Below are 24,999 nucleotides of genomic sequence, written 5' to 3' on the forward strand. Positions count from 1 at the left end.
GACTCGCGCCGCGGCGCAGGGCGAAACGGACGGGGTAGCGATGATACCGGGCCGGGCTGCGCGTGGCCGCCCGCGCAAGGGCCCCGCCAGCCCCCTGCTTGTCACGATCGCTCAGCTTGTGCGCCGCAATGGCCGGTAATCGGGCGGAAACAGAAGTCGCTGCATGGCCGGCCCCGGGGAAGCATGCCCCTTCTGGAGCGCCCGCGCCTGTGCTTTCATTCGCCGACGCAAGGCCACGCCGTCCTGCATGGCCTGGCGCTGACGAATCGCCCTGAACTGATCCGGCGCCCGGGCGATGCGCTTGTACCAGTCTGGCGCATTCATGACGCGTCCTTCGAACTCCAGCGGGCTTCCTCGAAACAGGGGATCGACGACTGCACGGGCCTGGGCGACGTTCGGAAAGTCACGAAACAGGACAGCTCGGCCGAAGGATGCGGCGGCGATACGGTCGGACCAAACCGCCTCGCGCTCCAGCATCGGCGCACACCCCGGGAACTGAGCTGCGGTGGGGTCCACGACCCAGGTGTTGCCGCAGATCCGGGCGAGGATCGCGAAATGGGTTTCCGGCGCCTCGTCCGACGTGCCGGTCCAGCTGAACAACCCTCTGCAGGCGTTGCGAACGCCGGCATAGTTCAGGATCACCTGAACCCGCACGGCACAGTCGAAGCACATGTCCTTAGGCTCGCGCATCATGGCCGCGACCTCGGCATCGGCAAAAACCTGGGCACGCAGTTCGTCCACCGAACGCTGCACAGGATCGAACGTGAGCATGGACAGCAGGTCGAGGCAGGAACCCTCTCCCGTCGCCAGCCCGGAGTCGTCGTCGGACTCGAGCGGTGCGGATGCGCCGGACGGCCCGTCCGAAGAGGTCGACGCATAGATCGACGCGTAAGAGGGAGGAGACGATGGCCGGTCGGGCAGGCAGTCGAGCACCGGCACACCGGCCGACGGCGGGTCGAAGTCCACCCCCGCCGGCAGCACCGGGATGCCGTCGGCAACCGAGGCCGGCACGACGGCCCTGCCGGGAGCTACCGCCCGATTCGCTGAAATGCAGTTTCCCATTTCCACCTCGTGGTACGAAAAAGGAAAAGCCTAGGGGCTGTCGCCCGTCTGCGCCCGAGCCACAGGCGAAGCCGCGTCGGCATCACCGCAAGGCATCTCGGAGCAAAACTTCGCCCGGGGCGGCCCGGCTTTCCGCCGGGTCGGGCCGCCCTGTCCCGATTCAGGTTGCGGCAGGGCCGGCCCGCAGCATCACCGGCTTGCTGTGCCAGATCTCGTCGGCGTATTCGGCGATGGTGCGGTCCGAAGAGAACGGCCCCATTCCCGCCACGTTCAGGATCGCCTTGCGGATCCAGGCTTCGGGCTGAAGGTAAAGCGCATCGACCTTGTCCTGCGCCTCGACGTAGGCAGCGAAGTCGGCGAGCAGCAGGTATTTGTCGCCCCAGTCCACCAGGGTGTCGAAGATCTGCTGGTAGCGGGCCGGCTCCGAGGGCGAAAAAACACCGTCGCGGATGGCGTCGAGCACGCGCTTGAGCACCGGATCGCTGTCGTAATAGGTGCGCGGCTGGTAGCCGGCCGCCCGCAGCGCCTCTACCTGCGGCGTGGTGTTGCCGAAGATGAAGATGTTCTCCAGGCCCACGCTTTCGCTCATCTCCACGTTGGCACCGTCGAGCGTGCCGATGGTGAGGGCGCCGCTCAGCGCCAGCTTCATGTTGCCGGTGCCCGAGGCCTCGGTGCCGGCGGTGGAGATCTGCTCCGACAGGTCGGCTGCCGGGATGATGATCTCGGCCAGGCTCACCCGGTAGTTGGGCATGAACACCACCTGCAGCCGGCCCGCCACGCGCTCGTCGTTGTTGATGACCGTGGCCACATCGTTGATGAGGCGGATCACCAGCTTGGCCATGGCGTAAGCCGACGCCGCCTTGCCCGCGAAGATCACCACCCGCGGCACGTGGTCGCCGGTGGGGTCATCGAGGATGCGCTGGTAGCGCGCCACCACGTGCAACAGGTTGAGCAGCTGGCGTTTGTATTCGTGGATGCGCTTGACCTGCACGTCGAACAGCGCCTCGACGTTCAGCTCCAGCCCCATGTGGTCCTTCACCCAGGTGGCCAGACGCTGCTTGTTCTGCCGCTTGGCGCGGCCGAAAGCGGCGGCGAAGGCCGGTTGGGTAGCCATCGGCTTGAGTGCTTCGAGCTGCGACAGGTCGCGCCGCCAGCCGCGTCCCAGGCGCTGGTCGAGCAAGGCGGCCAGCGGCGGATTGGCCTGCGCCAGCCAGCGGCGCGGGGTCACGCCGTTGGTCTTGTTGTTGAAGCGCGTGGGGAACACACGGGCGAAGTCCGAGAAGATCGACTGCACCATCAGGTCCGAATGCAGCGCCGACACGCCGTTGACCGAATGGCTCACCAGCACCGCGATGTAGGCCATGCGCACCCGCCGCTCGCCGCCTTCGTCGATGAGCGACAGGCGGCGCATCAGTTCGGTGTCGTGGCTGTGTTCCTGGGCGATGGTCGCCATGAACTTGGCGTTGATGTCGAAGATGATCTGCAGGTGGCGCGGCAGCACCCGGCTCATCATCGGCACCGGCCAGGTTTCCAGCGCCTCGTGCATCAGTGTGTGGTTGGTGTAGCTGAAGATCTTCTGGCAGTGGCCCCAGGCGGTGTCCCAGTCGAGGTGATGCTCGTCGAGCAGCAGCCGCATCATCTCGGGCACGGCCAGCACCGGGTGCGTGTCGTTGAGGTGGATGCTGACCTTGTCGGAGAGCTTGTCGAAGTTGTCGTGGGTGCGCAGGTAACGGTGAATCAGGTCCTGCACGCTTGCCGAGCAGAAGAAGTATTCCTGGTGCAGCCGCAACTCTCGGCCGGACTCGGTGGAGTCGTCCGGGTAGAGCACCCGCGACACGTTCTCCGACAAATTCTTGCGCTCCACCGCCTCGCGGTAGCTGCCGCGGTTGAAGGCGGACAGGTCGATTTCCTCGGTGGCCTTGGCCGACCACAGCCGCAGCGTGTTGGTGGCCTCGGTGCCGTAGCCGGGAATGATGCTGTCGTAGGCCATGGCCAGCACGTCGTGGGTGTCCACCCACTTGGCGCTGCCGAAGGCGTGACGGTCTTCGACGCGGCCGCCGAAGCGGATGCGCCAAACCACTTCGGGCCGTTGGAATTCCCAAGGATAGCCGTGAGTGAGCCAATAGTCGGGCGTCTCGATCTGCTCGCCGCCTTGGATGGTCTGGCGGAACATGCCGTATTCGTAGCGGATGCCGTAGCCGAAACCCGGTACGCCGAGCGTAGCCATCGAATCCAGGAAGCACGCGGCCAGCCGGCCCAGGCCACCGTTGCCCAGTGCGGCGTCGGGCTCGAGCTCGCCGATCTTCTCGAGGTCGACCCCGAAATCGGCCAGCGCCAGTTTCATGTTGCCGTACTGCTCGAGCGCCAGCATGGCATTGGTGAAGGTGCGGCCGATGAGAAATTCCATCGACAGGTAGTACACCCGCTTCACATCCTGTTCGTACTGAGCGCGGGTGGTCGCCATCCAGCGCTCGACCAGCTGGTCGCGTACTGCCAGCTGGGCGGCGTGCAGCCAGTCTTCAGGCTTGGCGGCGGCCGGATCCTTGCCAACGGCATAGATCAACTTGTTGGCCACCGCGCGCTTGAAGTCGGCGACACCATGGTCGGGATGGTCGTATTCGAAGCTCTTGAGGCCGGTTCTGAAGGGCATGGGAATAGTTCAGTGACGTGACGGAGATCCGACCGATCTTGCTACAGACCGGTCACGGCAGGCGGTCACGGGCATGCATCAACCATGCCCGGCCGAGCTGAGCGAGCGCCCGCTCAGGACATGTTGGGCTGACCGTTCGATGCGGTCAAGCCACCGTCCACCGGCAAGTTGACCCCGGTGACGAAACTCGCGTCGTCGCTCGCCAGGAAGGCGATGGCCGCAGCCACTTCACGGGGCTCGCACGGCCGACCCAGCGCGATGCGATCGGCGAACTTCGCCATCAGCGCCTGGTCGTCCTGCATGTCGTCCGTCATCGGCGTGCGGGTGAACGACGGGCAGACGGCGTTCACCCGCACGCCGGCGGCGCCGTGGTCGAGCGCCATCGCGCGGGTCAGGTTGACGATGGCGCCCTTGGAAGCGTTGTAGCAGGCCATCGCCCAGTCGCCGCCCAGGCCCGACACCGACGCGGTGTTGACGATGCTGCCCCGGGTCTTGATCAACTCGGGCAAGGCCGCGCGGGCACAGTGGAAGACGCCACCGGCGTTGGTGTCCATGGTGGCTTTCCAGTCTGAAAGGCTGGCGTCGGTCACCGAGCCTTCGGTCGCCATGCCGGCGTTGGACACCAGCACGTCGAGCCGGCCGAAGGCGGTGGTGGCGGCATCGACCAGGCGCACGCAGGCAGCGTAGTCGGACACGTCGGTCACCTGGATGCGAGTACGTTCGGCCGGCAGCGTGGCGGCGACTTTCTGCAGCTTCTCGGTGGTGGAGCCGGCCAGCACGACGCTGGCGCCCTCCTCCGAAAACCGCCGTGCGGTCGCCTCGCCGATGCCCGATCCGGCGCCGGTGACGATGACGACCTTGTTCATGAAACGCTGCATGTTCTTGCTCCCCAGGAATGGAAAGCCACCCATTCTGTGGAGCGGTCGCCGCGCTGCTGTATCCAGTCGCAGCCAGGGTGCCGCCGTCCGGGATAATCGGCCCCCATGAATCCCCTGCTTTCGCGCCTGCAGCCCTATCCTTTCGAGCGGCTGCGCCAACTTTTCGCCGGCGTGACGCCCCCGGCCGCACTGCGACCGATCAGCCTGGGCATCGGCGAACCCAAGCACCCCACCCCGCCCTTCATCCAGCAAGCCCTGGCCGACGCCGCGCTGTCGCCTACCGGCGGCCTGATGGGCTACCCGCCCACCGCCGGCGACGCCGCCCTGCGGGCTTCATTCACCGGCTGGCTCTCCACCCGCTACGGACTCACGCTCGATGCGGCCACGCAGGTGCTGCCGATCAACGGCTCGCGCGAGGCGCTTTTTGCCTTTACCCAGACCGTCGTCGACCCGACCCGCTCCACCTCGCCCGAGCGCCCGATCGTCGTCTGCCCCAATCCGTTCTATCAAATCTACGAAGGCGCGGCCCTGCTCGCCGGTGCCGAGCCCTACTACGCACCGAGCGACCCGGCGCGCAACTTCGCGGTCGACTGGGACAGCGTGCCCGAAGCGGTCTGGGCCCGCACGCAGCTGGTTTTCGTCTGCTCGCCCGGCAACCCGACCGGCGCGGTGATGCCGCTGGCCGAGTGGGAAAAGCTCTTCGCGCTGTCCGACCGCCATGGCTTCGTCATCGCTTCCGACGAGTGCTACAGCGAGATCTATTTCCGCGACGAGCCGCCGCTGTCCGGCCTCGAGGCGGCCGCCAAGCTGGGTCGCGAAGGCTTTCCCCGCATGCTGGCCTTCACCAGCCTGTCCAAGCGCAGCAACGTGCCCGGCCTGCGCAGCGGCTTCGTCGCAGGCGACGCCGCGCTGATCAAGCCCTTTCTGCTCTACCGCACCTACCACGGCAGCGCAATGAGCCCGGTGGTCGCCACCGCCAGCATCGCCGCCTGGGGCGACGAGACCCACGTGGCCGAGAACCGCGCGCAGTACCGCGCCAAGTTCGCGCAGGTCACGCCGGTGCTGGCGCAGGTGCTCGATGTCGCCCTGCCCGATGCGGCCTTCTATCTATGGGCCGGCATTCCCGCGTCCTTCGACGGCGACGACGCCGCATTCGCCCGGGCGCTCTACCAGCAGCAGGGCGTGACCGTGCTGCCCGGCAGCTACCTGGCGCGCGAGAGTGGCGGCTTCAACCCCGGCCGTGGCCGGGTGCGCATGGCGCTGGTTGCCGAGACCGCCGAATGCCTGGAAGCGGCCGAACGCATCGTCGCCTTCGTGCGCGGCGCGGCCTGAGCATCCCCGTCCCTCACTGAACCACCTCCAAGAAAGAATCCGGCCATGGCGACGATGGAACGCATCCTGCGGCTGATGGCCGAAAAGCAGGCGTCCGACCTCTACATGTCGGCCAACGCGCCGGCCACCCTGCGCATCAACGGCGACTGCATCGCGCTGAACAACCAGCCGCTGCCCTTCGACGCGCCCAAGAACCTGCTGGCCGAGGTGCTGCCGGCGGTCCGCATGGAGGAGCTGGAGGAAACCGGGGAGCTCAACGTCGGCTTCGCCATGAAGGACGTCGGGCGGTTTCGTGTCAGCGCCATGCGCCAGCGGGGATCGTTCGCGGTGGTCATTCGCTACATTCACAGCGAGATCCCCAAGCTCGACACCCTCAACGTGCCCATGGTGCTGGGCGAGTTGATTCAGGAGCGGCGCGGACTGCTGCTGATGGTGGGCTCCACCGGCGCGGGCAAGAGCACCACGCTGGCCTCGATGATCGACCACCGCAACGAAAACCGCGGTGGCCACATCCTGACCATCGAGGAGCCGATCGAATTCTTGTTCCGCAGCAAGAAGTCGGTGGTGAACCAGCGCGAAATCGGCGTCGATACCGCCTCGCTTCAGGTGGCGTTGAAAAACGCGCTACGCCAGGCGCCGGATGTCATTTTGATCGGCGAGATCCGCGACCGGGAGACCATGTCGGCGGCCATCGCCTATGCGCAGTCGGGCCACCTGTGCCTGGCGACCATGCACGCCAACAACAGCTACCAGACGATGAACCGGATCCTGAGCTTCTATCCGGCCGAGGTGCGGCCGACGATGCTCGGCGACCTGGCCACCGCGCTGACCGCCATCGTCTCGCAGCGGCTGCTGCGTACCAATGCCGGCACACGGATACCGGCGGTGGAAGTCATGCTCAACACGCCCAACATCGCCGAGCTCATCGAACGCGGCGACTTCTCCGCCGTGCAGACCGCCATGGAGAAGTCCATGGCCGAGGGCTCGCAGACCTTCGAGCAGGATATCGCCCGGCTGATCCAGGAAAACAAGGTGAGTCGCAAGGAAGGCATGGCGCAGGCCGATTCGCCGACCAACCTGCTCTGGCGGCTGGACAACGATTTCGACATGGCGCGACGCGCGGCCACCGAGGCAAGCCTGCAGGCCGAGGCCGATCCGGTCGGACCGACCTTTACCGACATCGTCCTGGATATAAAGCTTTAACCAAGGGATTGGTTTTCCCCCAGGCTTGCCCACTTCGTGTGGCCGCCTTCCCCTTTCATGGGGCGACACCTGCGGTCCGGCAAAGCCGGTCCCGCGGTGTCCTCCAACGGGCTTCGCTTCGCTTGCCAGGCGGAGCCGCTGACTGACTGAGTTATGACACCTACATTGCTGCTGACGGAAGAACTGATATCGCGGCCGTCCGTGACGCCCGACGATGCCGGCTGCCTGGAGATCCTCGAGCGGCGGCTGGCTGCGCTTGGCTTCGTGAACGAGCGCATGGACAGCGGGCCGGAGACGTTCCGGGTATCCAACCTCTGGGCGAAGCGGCCGGGCGCTTCGGCCGATGCGCCGGTGCTGGTGTTTGCCGGTCACACCGACGTGGTGCCGACCGGGCCGCTGGCGCAATGGAGCCAGCCGCCCTTCGTGCCGACGCACCGCGACGGCAAGCTCTTCGGGCGGGGCGCGGCCGACATGAAGTCGTCCATCGCGGCTTTCGTGGTGGCGGTGGAAGAGTTCGTCGCCGCCACGCCGCAGTCGCCGATCGCCCTCGCGCTGCTGCTGACCAGCGACGAGGAAGGCCCCGCCGTGGATGGCACGGTCTCCGTCTGCCGGGCGCTGCAGGCGCGCGGCGAGCGTCTGGACTGGTGCATCGTCGGTGAACCCACCGCCGTGGAGCACACCGGCGACATGGTCAAGAACGGCCGGCGCGGCAGCATGAACGGCAAGCTTACCGTGCGCGGCGTGCAGGGGCACATCGCCTATCCGCAACTCGCCCGCAACCCGATTCACCAGGCGCTGCCGGCGCTGACCGAGCTGGCCGCGACCGAATGGGATCGCGGCAACGACTTCTTTCCGCCGACCTCCTGGCAGATCAGCAACATCCACGGCGGCACCGGCGCATCGAACGTGATTCCAGGTGAGGTGGTGATCGACTGCAATTTTCGCTTCTGCACCGAATCCACTTCCGACGGCCTGCAGGCGCGGGTGGCCGAGGTGCTAGACCGCCACGGGCTGCAATACGACATGGTGTGGACCATCTCCGGCCAGCCCTTTCTCACCGAACCCGGCGTGCTGGTGAACGCGGTGCGCGACGCGATCCGCGACGAGACCGGCATCGCCACCGAACTGTCCACCACCGGCGGCACCAGCGACGGCCGCTTCATCGCCCGCATCTGCCCGCAAGTGCTGGAGTGCGGCCCGCCCAACGCCATGATCCACAAGATCGACGAACACGTGGACGTGGCCGAGCTGGAGCCGCTGAAGAACATCTACCGCCGTGCCATCGAGAACCTGGCCAGGGGCGCGGCATGACCCTCATCGAAACCGTCAGCTCGGCCGCGCGCCGCCTGGAAGACGCCGGCGTCGCCTTCGGCCACGGCACCACCAATGCCTTCGACGAAGCCGCCTGGCTGGTGCTGTGGCAACTCGGCTTGCCGCTGGACGACCTCGACGGCGTGGCCACGCGGCCGGTCAGCACCGGCGAGGCCGAACAGATTGCGACCCTGCTAGACGAGCGCATCGCCAGCCGCAAGCCCGCCGCCTACCTGACCAACGAAGCCTGGCTGCAGGGCGTGCCCTTCTACATCGACGAGCGCTCCATCGTGCCGCGCAGCTTCATCGCCGAACTCATCGCCGACGGCAGTTTCGACGAATGGCTGGGCGACCACACCCATCGCGTGCTCGACCTGTGCACCGGCAACGGCAGCCTGGCGGTGCTCTGCGCCATGGCCTGGCCCGAGGTGTCGGTCGTCGGCGCGGACATTTCCGCCGATGCGCTGGACGTGGCCCGCATCAACGTGGAGCGGCACGCGCTCGAAGACCGGGTCGTGCTGGTCGAGTCCGACGGGCTCTCCACGGTCGCCGGCCCGTACGACCTCATCGTCTGCAATCCACCCTACGTCAACGCGGCCAGCATGGCCGCGCTGCCCGCCGAATACCGTGCCGAGCCCGCCCTGGCGCTGGCCGGCGGCGACGACGGCATGGACTTCATCCGCCGCCTCTTCGCCGAGGCTCCGGCGCACATGACCGAACACGCGGTCCTGGTGCTGGAGATCGGCAACGAGCGTTCCTTCTTCGAGGCCGCCTTCCCGCACCTGCCCGTCACCTGGCTGGACACCAGCGCCGGCGACGATCAGGTGCTGCTGGTCGAGCGTGCCGCCCTGGCCGCGCCTTTCATTCCCGGCGCCGCCGGTTCCTGACCCCTTCATGATCAATCTCGTCAACGTCACCCTGCGCCGCGGCGCCAAAGTTTTGCTCGACAAGGCTTCCGCCACCCTCCAACCCGGAGAAAAGGTCGGCCTCGTCGGCCGCAACGGCGCGGGCAAGTCGACCCTGTTCGCGCTGCTCAACGGCACGCTCCACGAGGACGGCGGCGACCTGCAGATGCCCGGCCACTGGCAGATGGCGCAGGTCGCGCAGAACATGCCCGAAACCGACGAAAGCGCGACCGACTTCGTGCTCGACGGCGACACCCGGCTGGCCACGCTCAAGCAGGCCCTGAAGGTGGCCGAGGACTCCGAGGACGGCATGGCCATCGCCCATGCCTACACCGACCTGGCCGACGCCGGTGTGTACGACGCCGAGCCGCGCGCGCAGGCGTTGATCCTGGGTCTGGGTTTTCGGCCCGACCAGCTCGGCTCGCCGGTCAACAGCTTCTCCGGCGGCTGGCGCATGCGCCTGCAACTGGCCCGCGCGCTGATGTGCCCGTCCGACCTGCTGCTGCTCGACGAACCCACCAACCACCTGGACCTCGACGCGCTGGTCTGGCTGGAAGGCTGGCTCAAGACCTACGCCGGCACCATGGTGGTGATCAGCCACGACCGTGAATTCCTCGACGCGGTGACCAACGTCACGGTGCACATCGAGCATGCCCGCCTGGCCCGCTACGGCGGCAACTACAGCGCCTTCGAGACCCTGCGCGCCCAGCAACTGGAGCTGCAGCAGAGCGCCTTCGCCAAGCAGCAGGACAAGGTCGCCCACCTGCAGAAGTTCATCAGCCGATTCAAGGCGCAGGCCAGCAAGGCCAAGCAGGCGCAGAGCCGGGTCAAGGCCCTGGAGCGCATGGAAAAGATCGCGCCGGTGCTGGCCGAGGCCGACTTCACCTTCGAGTTCCGTACGCCGGGCAACATTCCCAACCCGATGCTGTCGATCACCGACGCGAGCTTCGGCTATCCCGGCGAAGACGGCGCGCCACCGACGACCATCCTGCGCAACGTCAGCAAGTCGGTGCTGGCCGGCCAGCGCATCGGCATCCTCGGTGCCAACGGCCAGGGCAAGTCGACCTTCATCAAGACGGTCGCCAAGGACCTCGGCGCCATCGCCGGCACCATCACCGAAGGCAAGGGCCTGCGCATCGGCTACTTCGCCCAGCAGGAACTCGACGTGCTGCGGCCGGACGACAACCCGCTGGTGCACATGATCCGCCTGGCCCGCGAGCTCGGCGCCGAGGCCAAGGAGCCCTCGCGCGAGCAGGACCTGCGCAGCTATCTCGGCACCTTCAACTTCACCGGCGACATGGTGATGCAGCCGGTCGGCACCATGAGCGGTGGCGAAAAGGCCCGGCTGGTGTTGGCCATGATGGTCTGGCAACGCCCCAACCTGCTGCTGCTCGACGAGCCGACCAACCACCTGGACCTCGCCACCCGCGAAGCCCTGGCCATGGCGCTCAACGGCTTCGAGGGCACGCTGATGCTGGTGAGCCACGACCGCGCCCTGCTGCGATCGGTTTGCGAAGAGTTCTGGATGGTCGGCCGGGGCAAGGTCGAGCCCTTCGACGGCGACCTGGACGACTACCAGCGCTACCTGCTCGACGAAGCCAAGCGGCTGCGCGAGGAAGCCAAGGCCGCCAGCGCCGCGCCGGCGCCGGTGGCCACACCGGTGGCCGCACCGGCCCCGGCCGCGCCATCCAAATCGCAGCGGGCGTCGCAGATCAAGCCGCTGCAGAAGGAGCTGACCACGGTGGAGGCGCGCATCGCCGACATCGAGGCGGAGAAGACCAAACTGGAAAGCCGGCTCCAGCAGAATCCGCCGGCCGCCGAGATCGGCGACCTCGGCCGTCGGCTCAAGGCACTTGGGCAGGAAGCCGACGAGCACGAAGCGCGCTGGCTGGAGCTGAGCTCGAAGATCGAGGAACTCAGCGCCTGAGGAAAGCGCCCCTGCGCAGGGGCGCCCGGCTCAGCTGATCGAGCTGGCCTGGGTGACGCTGCCACCGGCCGGCACGTCGTGCGTCAGCCAGACGTTGCCGCCGATGGACGCGCCCCGGCCCAGGATCACGTTGCCCAGCACCGTCGCGCCGGCGTAGATCACCACGTCGTCTTCCACCGTCGGATGGCGCTTCAGGCCCTTCTGCAGCGTGCCGTCCGCCGACTTGGGGAAGCGCCTCGCACCCAGCGTCACCGCCTGGTAGATGCGCACCCGCTCGCCGATGACCGCCGTTTCGCCGATCACGACACCCGTGCCGTGGTCGATGAAGAAATGCCCGCCGATCTGCGCGCCGGGGTGGATGTCGATCCCCGTGCGGCTATGCGCCTGCTCGGCCGCGATGCGCGCCAGCAGCGGCAGGCCGAGCCGGTAGAGCCGATGCGCCAGGCGGTGATGGATCATGGCCAGCACGCCGGGATAGCAGAGCAGCACCTCGTCGACGCTGCGCGCTGCAGGGTCGCCCTCGTAGGCGGCCAGCACGTCGGTGTCGAGCAGGCGGCGGATGTCCGGCAGGTCGTCTGCGAAGGTGCGCACCAGTTCGGTCGCGCGCTCGTGAACTTCCGACGCATCCATGCCGCTGAAACGCAGTTCCAGCCGGGCCTGGCACAGTAAGGTGTGCAGTGCGGCGTCGAGCGTGTGGCCGACGTAGTAGTCCTCGTTTTCCTGGCGCAGGTCGGGCGGGCCGAGCCGCATCGGAAACAGCGCCTTGCGGATCGCGTCGACGGCCTCGGCCACAGCGTCGGGCGACGGGAACTCGCGCGCCCCCGGCTCGCGCGGCCGGGCTTGCGAGGCACGCCATTCATTGCGCGCCTGGTGCAGACCCTGAACGATGGCGTCTATGCGCAGCGTGGGCATGGCGGATGCTCGCGGCGAAGTCAGAAGCCGGGCAGCACCGAGCCCTTGAACTCGGTCTCGATGTACTTGCGGATCTCGTCGGAGTGGTAGGCCTTGACCAGCTTGCCGACCCAGGGCTTGTCCTTGTCCTGCTCGCGCACCGCGATGATGTTGATATAGGGGCTCTTGGCGCCTTCGCGGGCGATGGAGTCGGCCACCGGGTCCAGGCCGCCGCTCTTGGCGAAGTTGGTGTTGATGCCGGCGGCGTCGAGGTCGGGCAGCGAGCGCGGCAGCTGGGCGGCGTCGATCTCGACGAACTTCAGCTTCTTGGGGTTGGAGGTCACGTCTAGCGGGGTGACATTGACGCCCGCTTCCGGCCGCACCTTGATGATGCCCTGGTCCTGCAGCAGCAGCAGCACGCGGCCGCCGTTGGTCACGTCGTTGGGCATGCCGAAGCGGGCGCCTTCCTTGAGTTCGCTCAGGTTCTTGATCTTCTTGCTGTAGATGCCCATCGGGAAGTTGATGGTGTAGCCGACCGACACGAACTTGTAGCCGCGGTCCTTCACCTGCACGTCGAGGTAGGGCTTGTGCTGGTAGCTGTTGGCATCCAGATCGCCGGCGGCCAGCGCGGCGTTGGGCTGCACGTAATCGCTGAATTCGACGATCTGCAGGTTCAGGCCGTCCTTGGCGGCGACCTTCTTGACCTGCTCCATGATCTGCGCGTGTGGGCCGGCGGTGACGCCGATCTTGATCGGCTTGTCCTGCGCCTGAGCGATGCCGGTGGCCAGCAGGGTCGAGAGCACGGCGGCCGAGAGGATGTTTCTGCGTTGCATGAGAGTTCTCTTTTGAATGAATTGAGGATGAAGGGTTCGCTTCAACGGTGGCGCAGGCGGCGCACGGCCCAGTCGCCGAAGCTCTGCACGGCCTGCACGAAGAAGATCAGCACGACCACTACGGCCAGCATGACCTCGGGCAGGAAGCGCTGGTAGCCATAGCGGATGCCCAGGTCGCCCAGCCCGCCGCCGCCGATGGCGCCGGCCATGGCGGAATATCCGGTGAGGCTCACCAGCGTGATGGTGAGTGCCGCCACGATGCCGGGGAAAGCCTCGGGCAGCAGCACCTTCCAGACGATCTGCCAGGTGTTGGCGCCCATGGCCAGCGCGGCCTCGACCACACCGTCGTCGACTTCGCGCAGCGCCACTTCCACCAGCCGCGCCACGAAAGGCGTGGCCGCGATGGTCAGCGGCACGATCGCCGCGCCGGTGCCGATGGACGAACCCGACAGCAGCCGGGTCAGCGGAATGATGGCCACCAGCAGGATGATGAAAGGCGTCGAGCGCACCGCGTTGACGATCCAGCCGGTGACGCTGTTGGCCACTCGGTTCTCGAGCAGCGCACCCTGGTCGGACAGCCGCAGGTACACGCCCAGCGGAATGCCGAACACAGCGCCGAGCACGCCCGAGACGCCGACCATCACCATGGTTTCCCACAACGAGGTGCCGAAGACTTCCATGAACATCGGCGTGAAAAGAATGCTGTCGCTCATGGCCGTGCTTGCTCCACGCGTGGTTGGGTCTGGTTCATGCCGCGATCTCCTCGGTGCGCACACCCGCGTTCTGCAGGTGGGCGATGGCCAGCGCCAGCGCGTCGGCCGGGCCGCGCAGCAGCACCGTCAGCGAGGCGAAAGCCAGGCCCTGGATCTCGTCGACCTGGCCGTGGACGATGTTCGCGTCCACGCCGAAACGGCGGACCAGCTCCGACAGAACCGAGCGCTCCGCGTCCTCGCCCAGAAAGGCGAGCCGCAGCAGCCGGGCCTCGCCGGGGTGCTGGGCGATCACCGCCCGCACCCGCGCCGCCACGGGCTCGGGAAGCGCCTGCGGCACCACGTCCTCGACCAGGCTCTTGGTGATGGCCTCGCGTGGCTGCAGGAAGATCTCGGACACATCGGCGAGCTCCACCACCCGGCCGGCATCGAGCACCGCCGCACGATGGGCGAGCTGCTTGATGACCTGCATCTGATGGGTGATGAGGATGATGGTCAGGCCGAAGTCGGCGTTGATCTGCCGCAGCAGCGCCAGGATGGAACGCGCGGTTTCGGGGTCGAGCGCCGAAGTGGCCTCGTCGCACAACAGCACCTTGGGCTTGCTGGCCAGGGCGCGGGCGATACCCACCCGCTGGCGCTGGCCGCCACTCAGCTGCGACGGGTGACGGTCGGCGAAATTGCCGAGGCCGACGAGGTCGAGCAGCTCGCCGACGCGGGTGCGGATGTCGGCCTTCGGCATGCCCATGAGTTCGAGCGGCATCGCCACGTTGCCGAAGACGGTGCGGGATTCGAGCAGGTTGAAATGCTGGAACACCATGCCGATGTCGCGACGTGCGGCGCGCAACTGATCGTCGGGCAGGGCCAACATGTCGCGGCCGGCCACCAGCACCTTGCCGGTGCTGGGGCGGGCCAGCAAATTGATGGTGCGTACCAGCGAACTCTTGCCCGCACCGCTCTTGCCGATGATGCCGAAGATCTGGCCGTTGGGGATGGACAGGTCGATGCTGTCGAGCGCGTGGACCAGGCCCGTGGCCGACGGGTAATGAACGCTGACGTTTCTGAGCTCGACCGCGGGCGTCGCACTTTCTGGTGCTCGGGAATTTGAAATGGGGGAAACCGACACGAAAAACCTTAAACAAGCCGGATGACTTGCGAGCCCGCGATTCTAAGAACAACCTGCTTAAAAGGAAAAATACTTAAAAGTCGATTGCTAGTTTCGATAAACGCATAAGAAGCGGAAAGATCCACCTGGCCCCGTGCACGCCTGCTTATGTAACCATATGATGCAGATTCTCTTCGCTGGCGGTCAGTGAAGTTCACAGGACGGATCAAATGAAGCAGCTCGTTTTCATCGGAGTTCTCGCAATGGCCATGGCGTCGACCGTTCACGCGGCGAGTGCCCAGCAAAGCCTGATGGGCACCTGCAATACCGAAGCCACGGGCAAGAAAGGCGACGAGCGCAAGGCGTTCATGAGCAGCTGCCTCTCCGACGGCAAGAAGCGTCAGCAGGAAAGGATGAAGGCCTGCAATGTGGATGCGACCGGCAAGAAGGGCGAAGAACGCAAGGCGTTCATGTCGGCATGCCTGAAGAAGTGACGCGCTCGTGGGCGTCAGGCTGTCCTTGGGCCTGACACCCTCGCACCGGTGCGTGCGCCCAGGCGACGGGTGAGCGGCAGCTCGAAGAGGTAGTAGACCAACGCGGCGACCGCCACGCAGAAAGCGACCGCCACGAAGACGAACGACCCGGCCCCGACTGCCGATGCATGGAGACCGAGCCCTCGCCAAGCCTGAGAGATAGCCGACAGTGCGATCGGGTGCACGAGATACAGGCTGTAAGAAATATCGCCGAGCCAGCGCAGCGCCGGCCATGCCGGCACCTTCCCCGAACGCTCCAGCAGCAGCGCTCCGACGATGACCATGGTCGCCGGGATGCCCGTGTCGGTAGCCCGCGAAAGATTGAGCCCCAGCCCGCCAGAAAGCCCGGCAAAGCCGATAACGAGGACCACGACGGCCAGCCACGCTGGGCAGCGAGCACCCCGCGAGCCCTTCCACCAATACGCCACCGCCATGCCGAAGACGAACTCCAGCATGATCGACGAGGTGTATGCCTGCGTGAGCGGACCCGGGTTGGCGACGATGCTGCCCACCGCCACCAGCGCCGAGATCACGACCGCCGTCGCCACGAAACTGTAGGCACCGGGCAGCAGCAAGGCCGCGCCGTAGATGAGATAGAAGAGCATCTCGTAGTTGAGCGTCCACCCCACGACCAGGACCGGCTCCAGCGAACCGTTGCTGGAATGCGAGAAAAAGAAAAGATAGGACCCGATCACGTTGAAAAGATCGAATCGCACGGTCTGCAGCAGCCGTGGCGCGACCAGCATCACCAGGACCACGACCGATGTCAGCATCCAGTAGAGCGGCACGATCCGCACGATGCGGCGCCGGTAGAACTCGAGCGGGCCCTGGTTGCGGCCGACGGTGGTGCTCCACATGAGGAACCCGCTCAGAACGAAGAAGATGTCAACACCGTGGGCCAGCCAGGAAGGGATCGCATCCACGAATCCAAAGCGATTGATCTGGGTACCTACGTGGAGCAGCACCACCATGAGCGCCGCGATTGCGCGAAGGTACTGGAGGCTGATCAGGGGCATGGTCAAGTGGGAATGGCTGGTCTCGACGGGACAGCTTAGCGGAGCGCGCTTCGAAAATTCGCCGCAGCACCTATCAGGTGGATCGCCGCGCGGCGCACCTCCGCACCGATCATCTCAATGAAATAAGCCAACACACAGCTTAGAGATAAGTGACCGCCCACTTTTCAGCAAGAATACGCGTTGTTATTTTTACTGAAAGTTCGTTCATGAAGTTCTTGCCGGGGATTTCCATTGCCCTGTCACTGAGCGCAGGCTCTGCCGTTGCTGGCGAAGGCGCTTTCGGCTGGCTCTACTCCCTCGACCTGCAGCCCCAGGGAAAAGTCGAAATCGAACAGCGGGTCGACCGAACCCACCGACAGGCCGCCGGCCGCTACGACTGGACCCAGTTCCGTACGGCAGTGGAATACGGCCTGACGAACGAGTTGCAGATGGGCGTCTACCTCAACGCGTTTTCACTCGACGCCAACGCCAATTACCTCAGCAGCGAGATGTGCGACACCGTTCCCTGCACCGCCGGTTTCGGCGTGCCCGGCACGGCGGCCAACGGTCCGTATCGACGCAGCGGCGTCGACGGTGGATCGCTCGAGTTCATCTGGCGACTCAGCAACCCGGTGACCTCGCCGGTCGGTGTGGGCCTGTACCTGGAACCGAGCTGGGGCAAGCTCGAGGACACCGTCGAAGCGCGCCTGCTGCTGCAGTCAAACTTTCTCGACGACAGGCTGATCTTGCTCACCAACGCGATGGTCGAGTGGGAGCGTGAGAAGTACGACCGCGCCGGCGGCATCATCCGCAACACCATGGCCGACCTGCTGTACGGCGCGAGCTATCGTTTTGCGCCGCGCTGGTCGGCAGGCCTGGAAGGCAGGCTCCACACCGACCACGACGGCTACCGCTTCCAGCGCCACACCCAGACCGGCCATTTCATCGGCCCCAACGTCCATTACGCCTCGGAGCGCTGGTGGGCCACCGCCGCGTGGCGGCACCAGGTCAGCGGCAGTTGCTATTCGGTCGGCACGGCCGATTGCTCCATGGGCCGGGTATGGGATGGTCACGGTCGCGACCAATTCATGCTGAAGGTCGGATACCTGCTCAACTAGGAAGACCGCCGTGCGCTGGATTCCCGTGGCCGTCGGACTTGCCGGCGCCCTGATACCCGTCGTCGCCCAGTCGCGGGTCTACCTCTCGATCGAGCAGGCGCAGCGCGAAATGCTGCCCGGCGTCGTGCTGACGCCTCATCCGATCGTGCTCACCAACGAACAACAGGCGCGCATGCGTGCAGCGAGTTCCGTGTCGCATCCCTTCCAGGGCAACCGCGTATGGAAGGCACCCGACGGCAGCTGGTTCGTGGTCGACGAGGTCGTCGGCAAGCACGAATTCATCACCTATGCGGTCGCACTCGACGCCCGTGGCACCGTGCTGCGCGTCGAGGTGTTGGAATATCGGGAGTCTTACGGGCATGAGGTCGCCGCCCGATCGTGGCTGGCGCAGTTCGAGGGGCGCAATCAGGTCACGCCTATCGACCTGGGGCGCGACATCGCCAACATCGGTGGCGCGACACTCTCCTGCAAACACCTCACCGACGGCGTGAAACGCGTGCTGGTCCTGCACACCATGGCGCTTCGGTCTCGATGAAGCCGGCAGCGCAAGTCGAGCCGGCCCTGCGCCGCTGCCGCCCCTTGCTCGGAACCTATGTGGAAGTGGCAATCATGGGTGCGGATGCCAACCACCCCGACGCGGTAACGGCGATCGCCCTCGCCTTCGACGCCGTTTCCGAGGTCCAACGCCAGATGTCGGCCCATGACACGCAAAGCGACCTGACGCGCCTCAACGCCGCGCCGGCCGGCTCGACCGTCTCCGTCTCGCCGATGACCGCTGAAGTACTGGCGTTAGCGTTGGAGATTCATCGTCTGAGCGCAGGCCGATTCGACTGCGGCATCGATGGAAGCTCCATCGCTGACCTCGAGAAGACCGGACCGTTGCGGTTCGCCCTGCGCCGGGCCGTGCGGCTCGACCTGGGCGGCATCGCCAAAGGGTTCGCCGTCGACCGTGCCATCGACACGCTGGCAGGACTGGGCTTTGGCAATGCCGTCGTCAATGCCGGCGGCGACATGCGGGTTTCGGGCTCGGCGCCGCGGGCGGTGCACATTCGCCATCCGCTCGATCCGCGCCGGGTGATCCGCATCGGCGAACTCTGCGACGGCGCATCGGCTACGTCGGCCTCGTACTTCCGTGATGGCCGACGGTGGCTGCTCGATCCGGCCACCGGCCGCAGGCGCGGCGATCGCCGCAGCTTTACTGTCATCGCATCCCGTTGCGCCTGGGCCGATGCGCTCACCAAGGTGCTGGCGCTGGGCGGGCCGCGTGTCGAGGAATGCCTCGGCCACTTCGGCGCGCACGGCATCGTGCTATGAGCGGCAGGCGATCGGGCGGGCATCGCCCCGGCACGGGCTTCGATCGCTGGCATCGCCGGTGTACCTATGCGGCGCTGGTCGCGTGCGCCACGACCGGCCTGGTGTGGCTGGTGATGCTCGACATGCTCGACCAGCCTGCGCCGCGTCTGCGCTTGTGGTGGATCACGCACGGCTGCAGCGCGTGGCTGGTGGCCATGGCGCTCGGTGCAGCCTGGCCGCATGTCAGAGGCGCGTGGAAGTCCGGTCGAAACAGGATCGTCGGGTCGACCGCCCTGCTCGGTCTGGTCACCCTGGGCAGCAGCGCCCTGCTCCTCATGTACGGAGCCGAGTCGGTACGCCCAAGCGCTCATGTGCTGCACGTGGTGACGGGCCTCGCCGCCATGGGGGTGTTTCCCTGGCATGTCGTGCGCGGCCGACGCCGGCAGAGTTAGTTCCCGACCCTTTCGTCAGCCATGCCGCGCGCCGTCGCCGCGACGGCCGGGGCATGGCCGACGAGTCTGCCGCCTAGACCAGCATTGCCCGCAGCGACTCCACCTCGGCACGCAGAGCCTGGTTTTCGGCGGTCAGTTCTTCCACCCGGCGGCGCAGGCCCAGCACCATGTCGGCCGCCTGGTCCTCCGCCTCTTCCGAACCCACCCCACCCTCGGGCGCATCGCGCGGCTTGCGGCGCGCGTCACGCACTCGCTTGGCGGCCTGACGAAGATCGTCCTTGCCACCGGAGGCGGCGGCCACCTGCTCCTCGGCGGGCAGGCTGGCGATGGTCGCGGCCGTATTGATGGACACCGCGCCTGCACGCACCGCCGCCACGAGTTCCGGTGCCGCCTGCTTCTGGATCTTTTCGATGGCGGCGACCTGCGCGCTGCTCAGCCGTGCGGCCTTGGCGACGGCCTCCCGCGTGTTCAAGGCCGGAGCGGACGGCACGGTCGTGACGGGCGAGACGGCCTGCGTCGTCCCGTCATCCGAATCCCAAGGGGCCGAATCGCCGGACGACGGATGGGCCGGCTCATCGCTTTGCGGCGCGGCCTGGCGCTGCGCCACGATCTGCTTCTTGCGCAGCGCCAGCACGCCCCGCTGAAAATCCGACACGCTGCGCCGACCGAGATGCTGGTCGATCATCCACAGATGCACGTCTTCCATGCTCTGGAATCGGGTGTTCTGCACGGTATTGAAGGGCAAGCCGTGCTTGAGGCAGATGCCGTAGCGGTTGTGGCCGTCCACCAGCACATCGCCCCACAGCACCAGGGCATCGCGGCAGCCTTCGGCCAGCAGGCTGCGCTCCAGCGCGTCGTGTTCTTCCGGCGTCAGTGGATCGATATAGGCTTTGAGTTCTTCGTTGACGACGATGTTCATGGAGACGGCAGACCGGGTTGGAGAATCGCAAAGGGGCGCGATTCTATCCGCCGTGCTTGCCGCCGCCCCCGCGGGCGGCGATCGGTCAACCCAGGTCCAGCCCGAACTCCTGGCGCGTGATCGGCTCGCGAAAAAAGATCGAGAAGGTCATCGCGTCAAGATTGCCGTAATGCAGGCCTTCCTGCATTTCGCCGTCGTAGAAATCGAAGCGTTTGTTGTACACGGTGAACTGTTCCTCGAGGCTGAAGAACCAGCGGTGATCGTCGAACTCGGTGTCGGCGAACGGCCCCATGTCGGTGTACGAATGGGCCTGTGCGGCAGGGCCGAATCGGGCGGTGAGATCGGCGAGCCGGCGAGCGCATTGCTCCATCACATCGTCGTCTTCCCAATCGAGATCGCACTCGAACGCCTTGCTGCCACACGTCGGGTCTTCGGGCACGAATTCGGTCCAGGTCCACTCGGTCATCAGGCTCTCCCTCGTTTCAGGAAATTCTGACACAAGCTTACGCGCGCCCAAGCGCAGGATCACGTGCCGAGCCACGCAAAACACGAGATCCGACATGAATAACGACACCCCCCGGCAATTGCCCTTTCGGCTCGACGCCATGGTCATGGTCTGCAAGGCCTGCGGCAAACGCAGCAGCGGTCCTCGCGATGCACGACCCAAGGACGTGGCGAAGGAATTCAAGCGGGCGGGAAAGGACGCCCGCCTGAAGACGCGCGTGCTGATGACCAGTTGCATGGGCTTGTGCCCCAAGCGCGCGACCGCCGTGGCGACGGTCGCGCGCGATGGCAAACCCGCCCAGTTCGCCATCGAGTCCCTGGATCAGGTTGCGGCGACCCTGTCCGGGGAAAAGCCGGCGTCTTAATCGACGCTGGCGCCCGACTCTTTCACCACCTTCGCCCACTTGGTGGTTTCAGTGCGAATGAAGGCGGCGAACTGCTCGGGCGTTTCGCCGACCGGCTGGCCGCCCTGTTCCATGATCTTCTTCTTGAGATCGGTGCTGGCCATCACCTTGAGCAACGCGTCGTCGATGCGCTTGATGACGGCCGGCGGCGTGCCGGCAGGCGCCAGCAGGCCGAACCACGACGAGGCGTCGAAGCCGGGTACGCCGGACTCGGCGACGGTGGGCACGTCCGGCAGCTCGGGCGAGCGCTGCAGGGTCGTCACCGCGATCGGACGCAGCTTGCCGCCGCGCACGAAGGCGATCGACGAAGGCAGGTTGTCGAACATGACGTTGGTCTGGCCGGCGATCAGGTCGGCCAGCGCCGGGGCGCTGCCTTTGTACGGAATGTGCTGCATGCTCACGCCGGTCAGCGTCTTGAAGAGTTCGCCCGCGAGGTGGATAGAGGTGCCGTTGCCGGAAGACGCGAAGGTGAGCTTGTCGGGGTTCGCCTTGGCGTAGGCGATCATTTCCTTGACCGTCTTGAAGGGCTGCGACGGGTTGGCGACCAGCAGGTTGGGCACGTTCGCCACCCGCGAAATCGGTGCGAAGTCCTTGATGTGGTCGTAGGGCATCTTCTTGTAGAGCGCCGGGTTGATGGCGTGCGTGCCGACCGTGCCCATCACCAGCGTGTAGCCGTCGGCTGGCGCCCGCGCCACCATCTGCGAACCGATGTTTCCGCCTGCGCCGGGACGGTTGTCGACCACCACCGGCTGGCCTAGCTCCTGCGACAGCGCCTGGCCCGCGAGGCGCGCCACGATGTCGGTGGTGCCGCCCGCCGGAAACGGCACGACGACGGTGATCGGACGGGAGGGCCAGACCTCTTGCGCGAATGCGCTGGCTACAGGCACCATCGTGGCGAGGGCGGCTGCTGCGGCGGCAACGGAAATGGCGAGCGCTTTCCGGCGCGGCATGGCGGGATACGAAAACATCTTGACTCCTTGTTTTGGCGTGCGCTCGATCGGCGCGACCGGAAACATTATGGCGACAGGGAGCGGATTCTCGATTCCGACAACACCCGCGGGAGCTTCCTATACACGTTTGCTGCAAGCTATACGATACTTGAGGTTGTAGTTATTCTTAACATCTTCGGGGTAGTTGTATGGTGTTCGTCCGTTTGATCGTGCTGCTTTTCCTGGTGTTCTACAGCTACACCACTGGCATGGGTGTCTCGGCGGCGGCAGCAGGCGGCCCGAGCGTCGGCATGCAGATCCTGTTCTACCTGGCGCTGATCGCCTTGTATCTGCTGCCGATCTACGAAGCCGCCAAGCGACGCCATCCCCGCATCATCCCGATCGCTTTGATCGACATTTTGCTCGGCTGGACCGTGGTCGGCTGGATCGTGGCGATGGTGTGGTCGGTGCGGGCGCCCGAGGTGGTGGCCGCCGGCGAGGAGAACGAAAACAGCCCGTACGTGATCGTGCAGGAGCCGTCGCGCTACCCGCCCAACTCGGCGGCCGAGTCCTTGAAGGAGCTTGCGAAGCTTCGGGCCGAGGGCGCCATCACGGAAGAGGAATACGTCGCCGCCAAGGGACGCGTGCTGCAAGCGCGTTGATGTGGCAGAGCCCGCTGCGCCAGAAAGGCGGCGGGTCATTTTCCGGACCGGCACAGGGTCCGAAAACGTTCCCAGAAACGCAAAAAGCCGCTGAAGATTCAGCGGCTTTTTTGTGTTTTGGTGCCCAGGAGAGGACTCGAACCTCCACGATGTTACTCGCTAGTACCTGAAACTAGTGCGTCTACCAATTCCGCCACCTGGGCATTTCAGATCAGCCCGCGATTCTACACACAAAAACGCGTGTCACGGCTCGACGCCGATGTGGACGCAGAATCGCCGCAGGTTGGCGGACAGATGCTTTTGTCGATGGCGCACCAGGTAGAACTGCCGCACCAAACGCGGTAGCGCCGTCGGCAGCACGACCAGGCGTCCCAGGGTCACCAGGTCCTGCACCGTGCACAGCGAGACACAGGCTAGGCCCATGCCTTCGGCAGCGGCGTTCTTGATCGCCTCGGTGCTGCCGAACTGGGTGACGCGGTCGAGGTGATGCAGATGCGGCAGCAAGGCCTGCTCCACCGCTTCGCGCGTGCCTGACCCCGGTTCGCGCTGCAGCCAGCGTGCCGCACGCAAGCTCGTCGCATCCAGGGGCGACCTGCGGGCCACGAGGGCCAGCGCATCGTCGGCCGCAGCGACGATGACCAATTCGTCCTGCCACCAAGGCACCACCGCCAGCGTCGGTTCATGGCACGGGCCTTCGATCAGCCCCAGATCCACCTCCAGGCGCGCGACAGCAGACGAAATGGCTTGCGTGTTGTCGATGCGCACGTCGACTACCGAAGCAGGCCAGGCTCTTTCATGGCTGGCGACAAGGGCCGGCAACAGGTAGTTGCCGATGGTGGTGCTGGCGCCCACGCGTAGGCGCCCGACGGCGCCGCCCAGCCGATCGGCGACGAACATGCTTTCGATCTCTTGCGCCGCATCCAGCAGTTCGCGCACCTGGGGCAGCAAGCTGCGGCCGTTGTCGTTGAGCACCAGCCGCTTGCCGACCCGGTCGAACAGGCGCGCATGCAACAAGGCTTCCAACTCACTCAAGGCTCCGCTCGTGGCCGACTGCGACAGGGCAATGCGGACCCCGGCGGCACTGGTGCTGCCGGTGTCCGCGACGGCGACGAAGATCGAGAGCTGGCGAAGCGTCAGGCGCATGAACTTGTGTTGATATCGGTTTTTCAGATTAGTTATATATCAACCAACCGTTTGGGAGATTGATCGTCATGTCGCAAAGTCCATCGAAACCGGACCGCCATTCGCCACCATGCCAGCCGCTTCCAAACTTTCAGCCCTTTCCGCTTTCACGCCTCAGACGATCTTCGGCCCGCTTGCGGCCCTCTCCCGTGCGCTGCTGCCCGGGCTCGCCATCACCGCATTTGTCGCGGTCGCATCGGTGGAACTGGCACGACTCGGCTGGCTCCAGTCACGCGGCATCGGTGCCCTCACTCTGTCCATCGTGATCGGCATGGTCGTCGGCAACCTCGGATACGACCGCGTTTGGGCACAGGCCGACGACGGCGTAGCCTTCTCCAAGACGCACCTGCTGCGCGCGGGCATCGTGCTCTACGGCTTGCGGCTCACTTTCCAGGACATCGGCAGCATCGGCTGGAACGGCGTCGTTGCCGATGCGCTGATGCTGTGCAGCACTTTCGGTATCGCCTGCTACCTCGGCACGCGGTGGTTCGGCCTCGACAGGCCCACCGCCATGCTGATCGGCGCCGGCAGTTCGATCTGCGGCGCTGCTGCCGTCATGGCCACCGCCCCGGTCGTGCGGGCGCGCGCCGAGCAGGTGATGGTCGCCGTGGCGACGGTGGTGGTGTTCGGCACGCTGGCCATGGTGTTCTACCCCCTGGCCTACGACGCCTTGCTACACCGGTCGATGTCACCGGAGGCCTTCGGCATCTTCGCCGGCTCGACGATTCACGAGGTTGCGCAGGTCGTGGTCGCCGGCCATGCCGTCGGCGAACGGGCGGGCGATCTGGCCGTCATCGCGAAGATGGTGCGGGTGATGATGCTCGCGCCGTTCCTCATCGGCCTGTCGGCCTGGCTGGGGCGCGCCGACCAGAGCTCGTCCCAGCACGAATCGAATGCTCGTCAGGCGATCACCATTCCCTGGTTCGCCCTGGGTTTCGTCGCGCTGGCGGGCTTGCGGTCGCTGTCGATCGTGCCGGCCATGGCGGTGGACGCCGCGGCGCAGATCGACACCGTGTTGCTCGCGATGGCGATGGCCGGGCTGGGCCTGACGACACGCCTGTCGGCGATCCGCCGCGCCGGCGTCCGCCCGCTCGGGCTCGCCGCCGTCCTGTTCGCCTGGCTGATGGCGGGCGGTTTTGCCATCAACGCCGGATGGGGCGCATTGGCGCGCTGAACCCGCTGGCCAGCCACCGGAGCGGCGAGA

At 66.1% G+C, this 24,999-nt stretch carries 25 protein-coding genes and 1 tRNA gene; 13 read left to right on the forward strand and 13 right to left on the reverse strand.

Going from position 1 to position 24,999, the window contains the following annotated elements; all coding sequences use genetic code 11:
• Positions 1 to 111 precede the first annotated feature (111 nt).
• From R9X41_RS12200 to R9X41_RS12210, 3 genes are all read right to left on the reverse strand, one after another.
• Complete coding sequence (locus tag R9X41_RS12200) at positions 112 to 1,011, reverse strand: hypothetical protein (protein ID WP_318630736.1); 900 nt, start codon at positions 1,009 to 1,011, stop codon at positions 112 to 114.
• Positions 1,012 to 1,222: 211 nt separating this feature from the next.
• Positions 1,223 to 3,712: a glycogen/starch/alpha-glucan phosphorylase gene (locus tag R9X41_RS12205; RefSeq protein WP_318630737.1), complete on the reverse strand. Its 2,490-nt coding sequence runs from the start codon at positions 3,710 to 3,712 to the stop codon at positions 1,223 to 1,225.
• 113 nt (positions 3,713 to 3,825) lie between these two features.
• A complete protein-coding gene (locus R9X41_RS12210) occupies positions 3,826 to 4,590 on the reverse strand; it encodes a meso-2,3-butanediol dehydrogenase (RefSeq protein ID WP_318630738.1) in 765 nt (254 codons plus the stop codon).
• Between the two features lie 105 nt (positions 4,591 to 4,695).
• Here R9X41_RS12210 and dapC point away from each other — a divergent pair, with 105 nt between their 5' ends.
• The 5 genes from dapC (at position 4,696) to R9X41_RS12235 (ending at position 11,268) form a co-directional block, all read left to right on the forward strand.
• Positions 4,696 to 5,922, forward strand: coding sequence for a succinyldiaminopimelate transaminase (gene dapC / locus R9X41_RS12215; RefSeq protein WP_318630739.1), 1,227 nt, complete (start codon positions 4,696 to 4,698; stop codon positions 5,920 to 5,922).
• A gap of 45 nt (positions 5,923 to 5,967) precedes the next feature.
• Complete coding sequence (locus tag R9X41_RS12220; RefSeq protein ID WP_318630740.1) at positions 5,968 to 7,125, forward strand: PilT/PilU family type 4a pilus ATPase; 1,158 nt, start codon at positions 5,968 to 5,970, stop codon at positions 7,123 to 7,125.
• A 153-nt stretch (positions 7,126 to 7,278) separates the two neighbouring features.
• Positions 7,279 to 8,436: a succinyl-diaminopimelate desuccinylase gene (dapE, locus tag R9X41_RS12225; protein ID WP_318630741.1), complete on the forward strand. Its 1,158-nt coding sequence runs from the start codon at positions 7,279 to 7,281 to the stop codon at positions 8,434 to 8,436.
• Complete coding sequence (gene prmB, locus R9X41_RS12230) at positions 8,433 to 9,323, forward strand: 50S ribosomal protein L3 N(5)-glutamine methyltransferase (protein WP_318630742.1); 891 nt, start codon at positions 8,433 to 8,435, stop codon at positions 9,321 to 9,323. Before dapE ends, prmB begins: the two co-directional genes overlap by 4 nt.
• A gap of 7 nt (positions 9,324 to 9,330) precedes the next feature.
• Positions 9,331 to 11,268 carry an ABC-F family ATP-binding cassette domain-containing protein gene (locus tag R9X41_RS12235; protein WP_318630743.1) on the forward strand — a complete coding sequence of 646 codons (1,938 nt, stop codon included), beginning with the start codon at positions 9,331 to 9,333 and terminating at the stop codon, positions 11,266 to 11,268.
• Between the two features lie 30 nt (positions 11,269 to 11,298).
• Here the strand turns inward: R9X41_RS12235 and epsC are convergent, their stop codons facing one another.
• The 4 genes from epsC to R9X41_RS12255 are packed head-to-tail and all read right to left on the reverse strand — an operon-like array spanning position 11,299 to position 14,825.
• A complete protein-coding gene (gene epsC, locus R9X41_RS12240) occupies positions 11,299 to 12,180 on the reverse strand; it encodes a serine O-acetyltransferase EpsC (RefSeq protein WP_318630744.1) in 882 nt (293 codons plus the stop codon).
• Between the two features lie 20 nt (positions 12,181 to 12,200).
• A complete protein-coding gene (locus tag R9X41_RS12245; protein WP_318630745.1) occupies positions 12,201 to 12,992 on the reverse strand; it encodes a MetQ/NlpA family ABC transporter substrate-binding protein in 792 nt (263 codons plus the stop codon).
• Between the two features lie 41 nt (positions 12,993 to 13,033).
• Positions 13,034 to 13,705 (reverse strand): methionine ABC transporter permease, encoded by a 672-nt coding sequence (locus R9X41_RS12250; RefSeq protein WP_318630746.1) that lies wholly within the window; start codon positions 13,703 to 13,705, stop codon positions 13,034 to 13,036.
• A 34-nt stretch (positions 13,706 to 13,739) separates the two neighbouring features.
• Positions 13,740 to 14,825 (reverse strand): methionine ABC transporter ATP-binding protein, encoded by a 1,086-nt coding sequence (locus tag R9X41_RS12255; RefSeq protein ID WP_318630747.1) that lies wholly within the window; start codon positions 14,823 to 14,825, stop codon positions 13,740 to 13,742.
• Positions 14,826 to 15,067: 242 nt separating this feature from the next.
• Between R9X41_RS12255 and R9X41_RS12260 the strand changes: the two genes are divergently transcribed.
• A complete protein-coding gene (locus R9X41_RS12260; protein ID WP_412556704.1) occupies positions 15,068 to 15,298 on the forward strand; it encodes a PsiF family protein in 231 nt (76 codons plus the stop codon).
• Positions 15,299 to 15,312: 14 nt separating this feature from the next.
• Here R9X41_RS12260 and R9X41_RS12265 read toward each other — a convergent pair whose 3' ends face one another.
• Positions 15,313 to 16,353 (reverse strand): acyltransferase family protein, encoded by a 1,041-nt coding sequence (locus tag R9X41_RS12265; RefSeq protein ID WP_318630749.1) that lies wholly within the window; start codon positions 16,351 to 16,353, stop codon positions 15,313 to 15,315.
• 206 nt (positions 16,354 to 16,559) lie between these two features.
• On the opposite strand from R9X41_RS12265, the gene R9X41_RS12270 reads away from it, so the two are divergent.
• The 4 genes from R9X41_RS12270 to R9X41_RS12285 are packed head-to-tail and all read left to right on the forward strand — an operon-like array spanning position 16,560 to position 19,195.
• The gene (locus tag R9X41_RS12270; protein WP_318630750.1) at positions 16,560 to 17,450 is read left to right on the forward strand and encodes a DUF6662 family protein; all 891 of its coding nucleotides are present in this window, start codon (positions 16,560 to 16,562) and stop codon (positions 17,448 to 17,450) included.
• A gap of 10 nt (positions 17,451 to 17,460) precedes the next feature.
• On the forward strand, positions 17,461 to 17,985 hold the full coding sequence (locus R9X41_RS12275; RefSeq protein WP_318630751.1) for an FMN-binding protein: 525 nt from the start codon (positions 17,461 to 17,463) through the stop codon (positions 17,983 to 17,985).
• On the forward strand, positions 17,982 to 18,764 hold the full coding sequence (locus tag R9X41_RS12280) for an FAD:protein FMN transferase (RefSeq protein WP_318630752.1): 783 nt from the start codon (positions 17,982 to 17,984) through the stop codon (positions 18,762 to 18,764). Before R9X41_RS12275 ends, R9X41_RS12280 begins: the two co-directional genes overlap by 4 nt.
• The gene (locus R9X41_RS12285; protein ID WP_318630753.1) at positions 18,761 to 19,195 is read left to right on the forward strand and encodes a hypothetical protein; all 435 of its coding nucleotides are present in this window, start codon (positions 18,761 to 18,763) and stop codon (positions 19,193 to 19,195) included. The genes R9X41_RS12280 and R9X41_RS12285 overlap by 4 nt, the downstream gene beginning before the upstream one ends.
• Before the next feature lie 73 nt (positions 19,196 to 19,268).
• Here R9X41_RS12285 and R9X41_RS12290 read toward each other — a convergent pair whose 3' ends face one another.
• A complete protein-coding gene (locus R9X41_RS12290; RefSeq protein WP_318630754.1) occupies positions 19,269 to 20,114 on the reverse strand; it encodes a plasmid replication/partition related protein in 846 nt (281 codons plus the stop codon).
• 85 nt (positions 20,115 to 20,199) lie between these two features.
• Positions 20,200 to 20,580 (reverse strand): hypothetical protein, encoded by a 381-nt coding sequence (locus R9X41_RS12295; protein WP_318630755.1) that lies wholly within the window; start codon positions 20,578 to 20,580, stop codon positions 20,200 to 20,202.
• A 94-nt stretch (positions 20,581 to 20,674) separates the two neighbouring features.
• Between R9X41_RS12295 and R9X41_RS12300 the strand changes: the two genes are divergently transcribed.
• Positions 20,675 to 20,983, forward strand: coding sequence for a hypothetical protein (locus R9X41_RS12300; RefSeq protein WP_318630756.1), 309 nt, complete (start codon positions 20,675 to 20,677; stop codon positions 20,981 to 20,983).
• On the opposite strand, the gene R9X41_RS12305 is transcribed toward R9X41_RS12300, so the two are convergent.
• Entirely contained in the window at positions 20,980 to 21,990 is a 1,011-nt protein-coding gene (locus R9X41_RS12305; protein ID WP_412556593.1) for a Bug family tripartite tricarboxylate transporter substrate binding protein, read from the reverse strand. The genes R9X41_RS12300 and R9X41_RS12305 overlap by 4 nt on opposite strands.
• 170 nt (positions 21,991 to 22,160) lie before the next feature.
• Here R9X41_RS12305 and R9X41_RS12310 point away from each other — a divergent pair, with 170 nt between their 5' ends.
• A complete protein-coding gene (locus R9X41_RS12310; protein ID WP_318630757.1) occupies positions 22,161 to 22,613 on the forward strand; it encodes a superinfection immunity protein in 453 nt (150 codons plus the stop codon).
• 118 nt (positions 22,614 to 22,731) lie between these two features.
• Here R9X41_RS12310 and R9X41_RS12315 read toward each other — a convergent pair.
• Positions 22,732 to 22,816, reverse strand: a tRNA-Leu gene (locus tag R9X41_RS12315).
• Positions 22,817 to 22,856: 40 nt separating this feature from the next.
• A complete protein-coding gene (locus R9X41_RS12320; protein WP_318630758.1) occupies positions 22,857 to 23,756 on the reverse strand; it encodes a LysR family transcriptional regulator in 900 nt (299 codons plus the stop codon).
• A 109-nt stretch (positions 23,757 to 23,865) separates the two neighbouring features.
• Here R9X41_RS12320 and R9X41_RS12325 point away from each other — a divergent pair, with 109 nt between their 5' ends.
• Positions 23,866 to 24,969, forward strand: coding sequence for a YeiH family protein (locus tag R9X41_RS12325; RefSeq protein WP_318630759.1), 1,104 nt, complete (start codon positions 23,866 to 23,868; stop codon positions 24,967 to 24,969).
• Positions 24,970 to 24,999: the final 30 nt, after the last annotated feature.

This window comes from Xylophilus sp. GOD-11R, from assembly GCF_033546935.1.
In the GTDB taxonomy this organism is placed as follows: Bacteria; Pseudomonadota; Gammaproteobacteria; order Burkholderiales; family Burkholderiaceae_C; genus Xylophilus.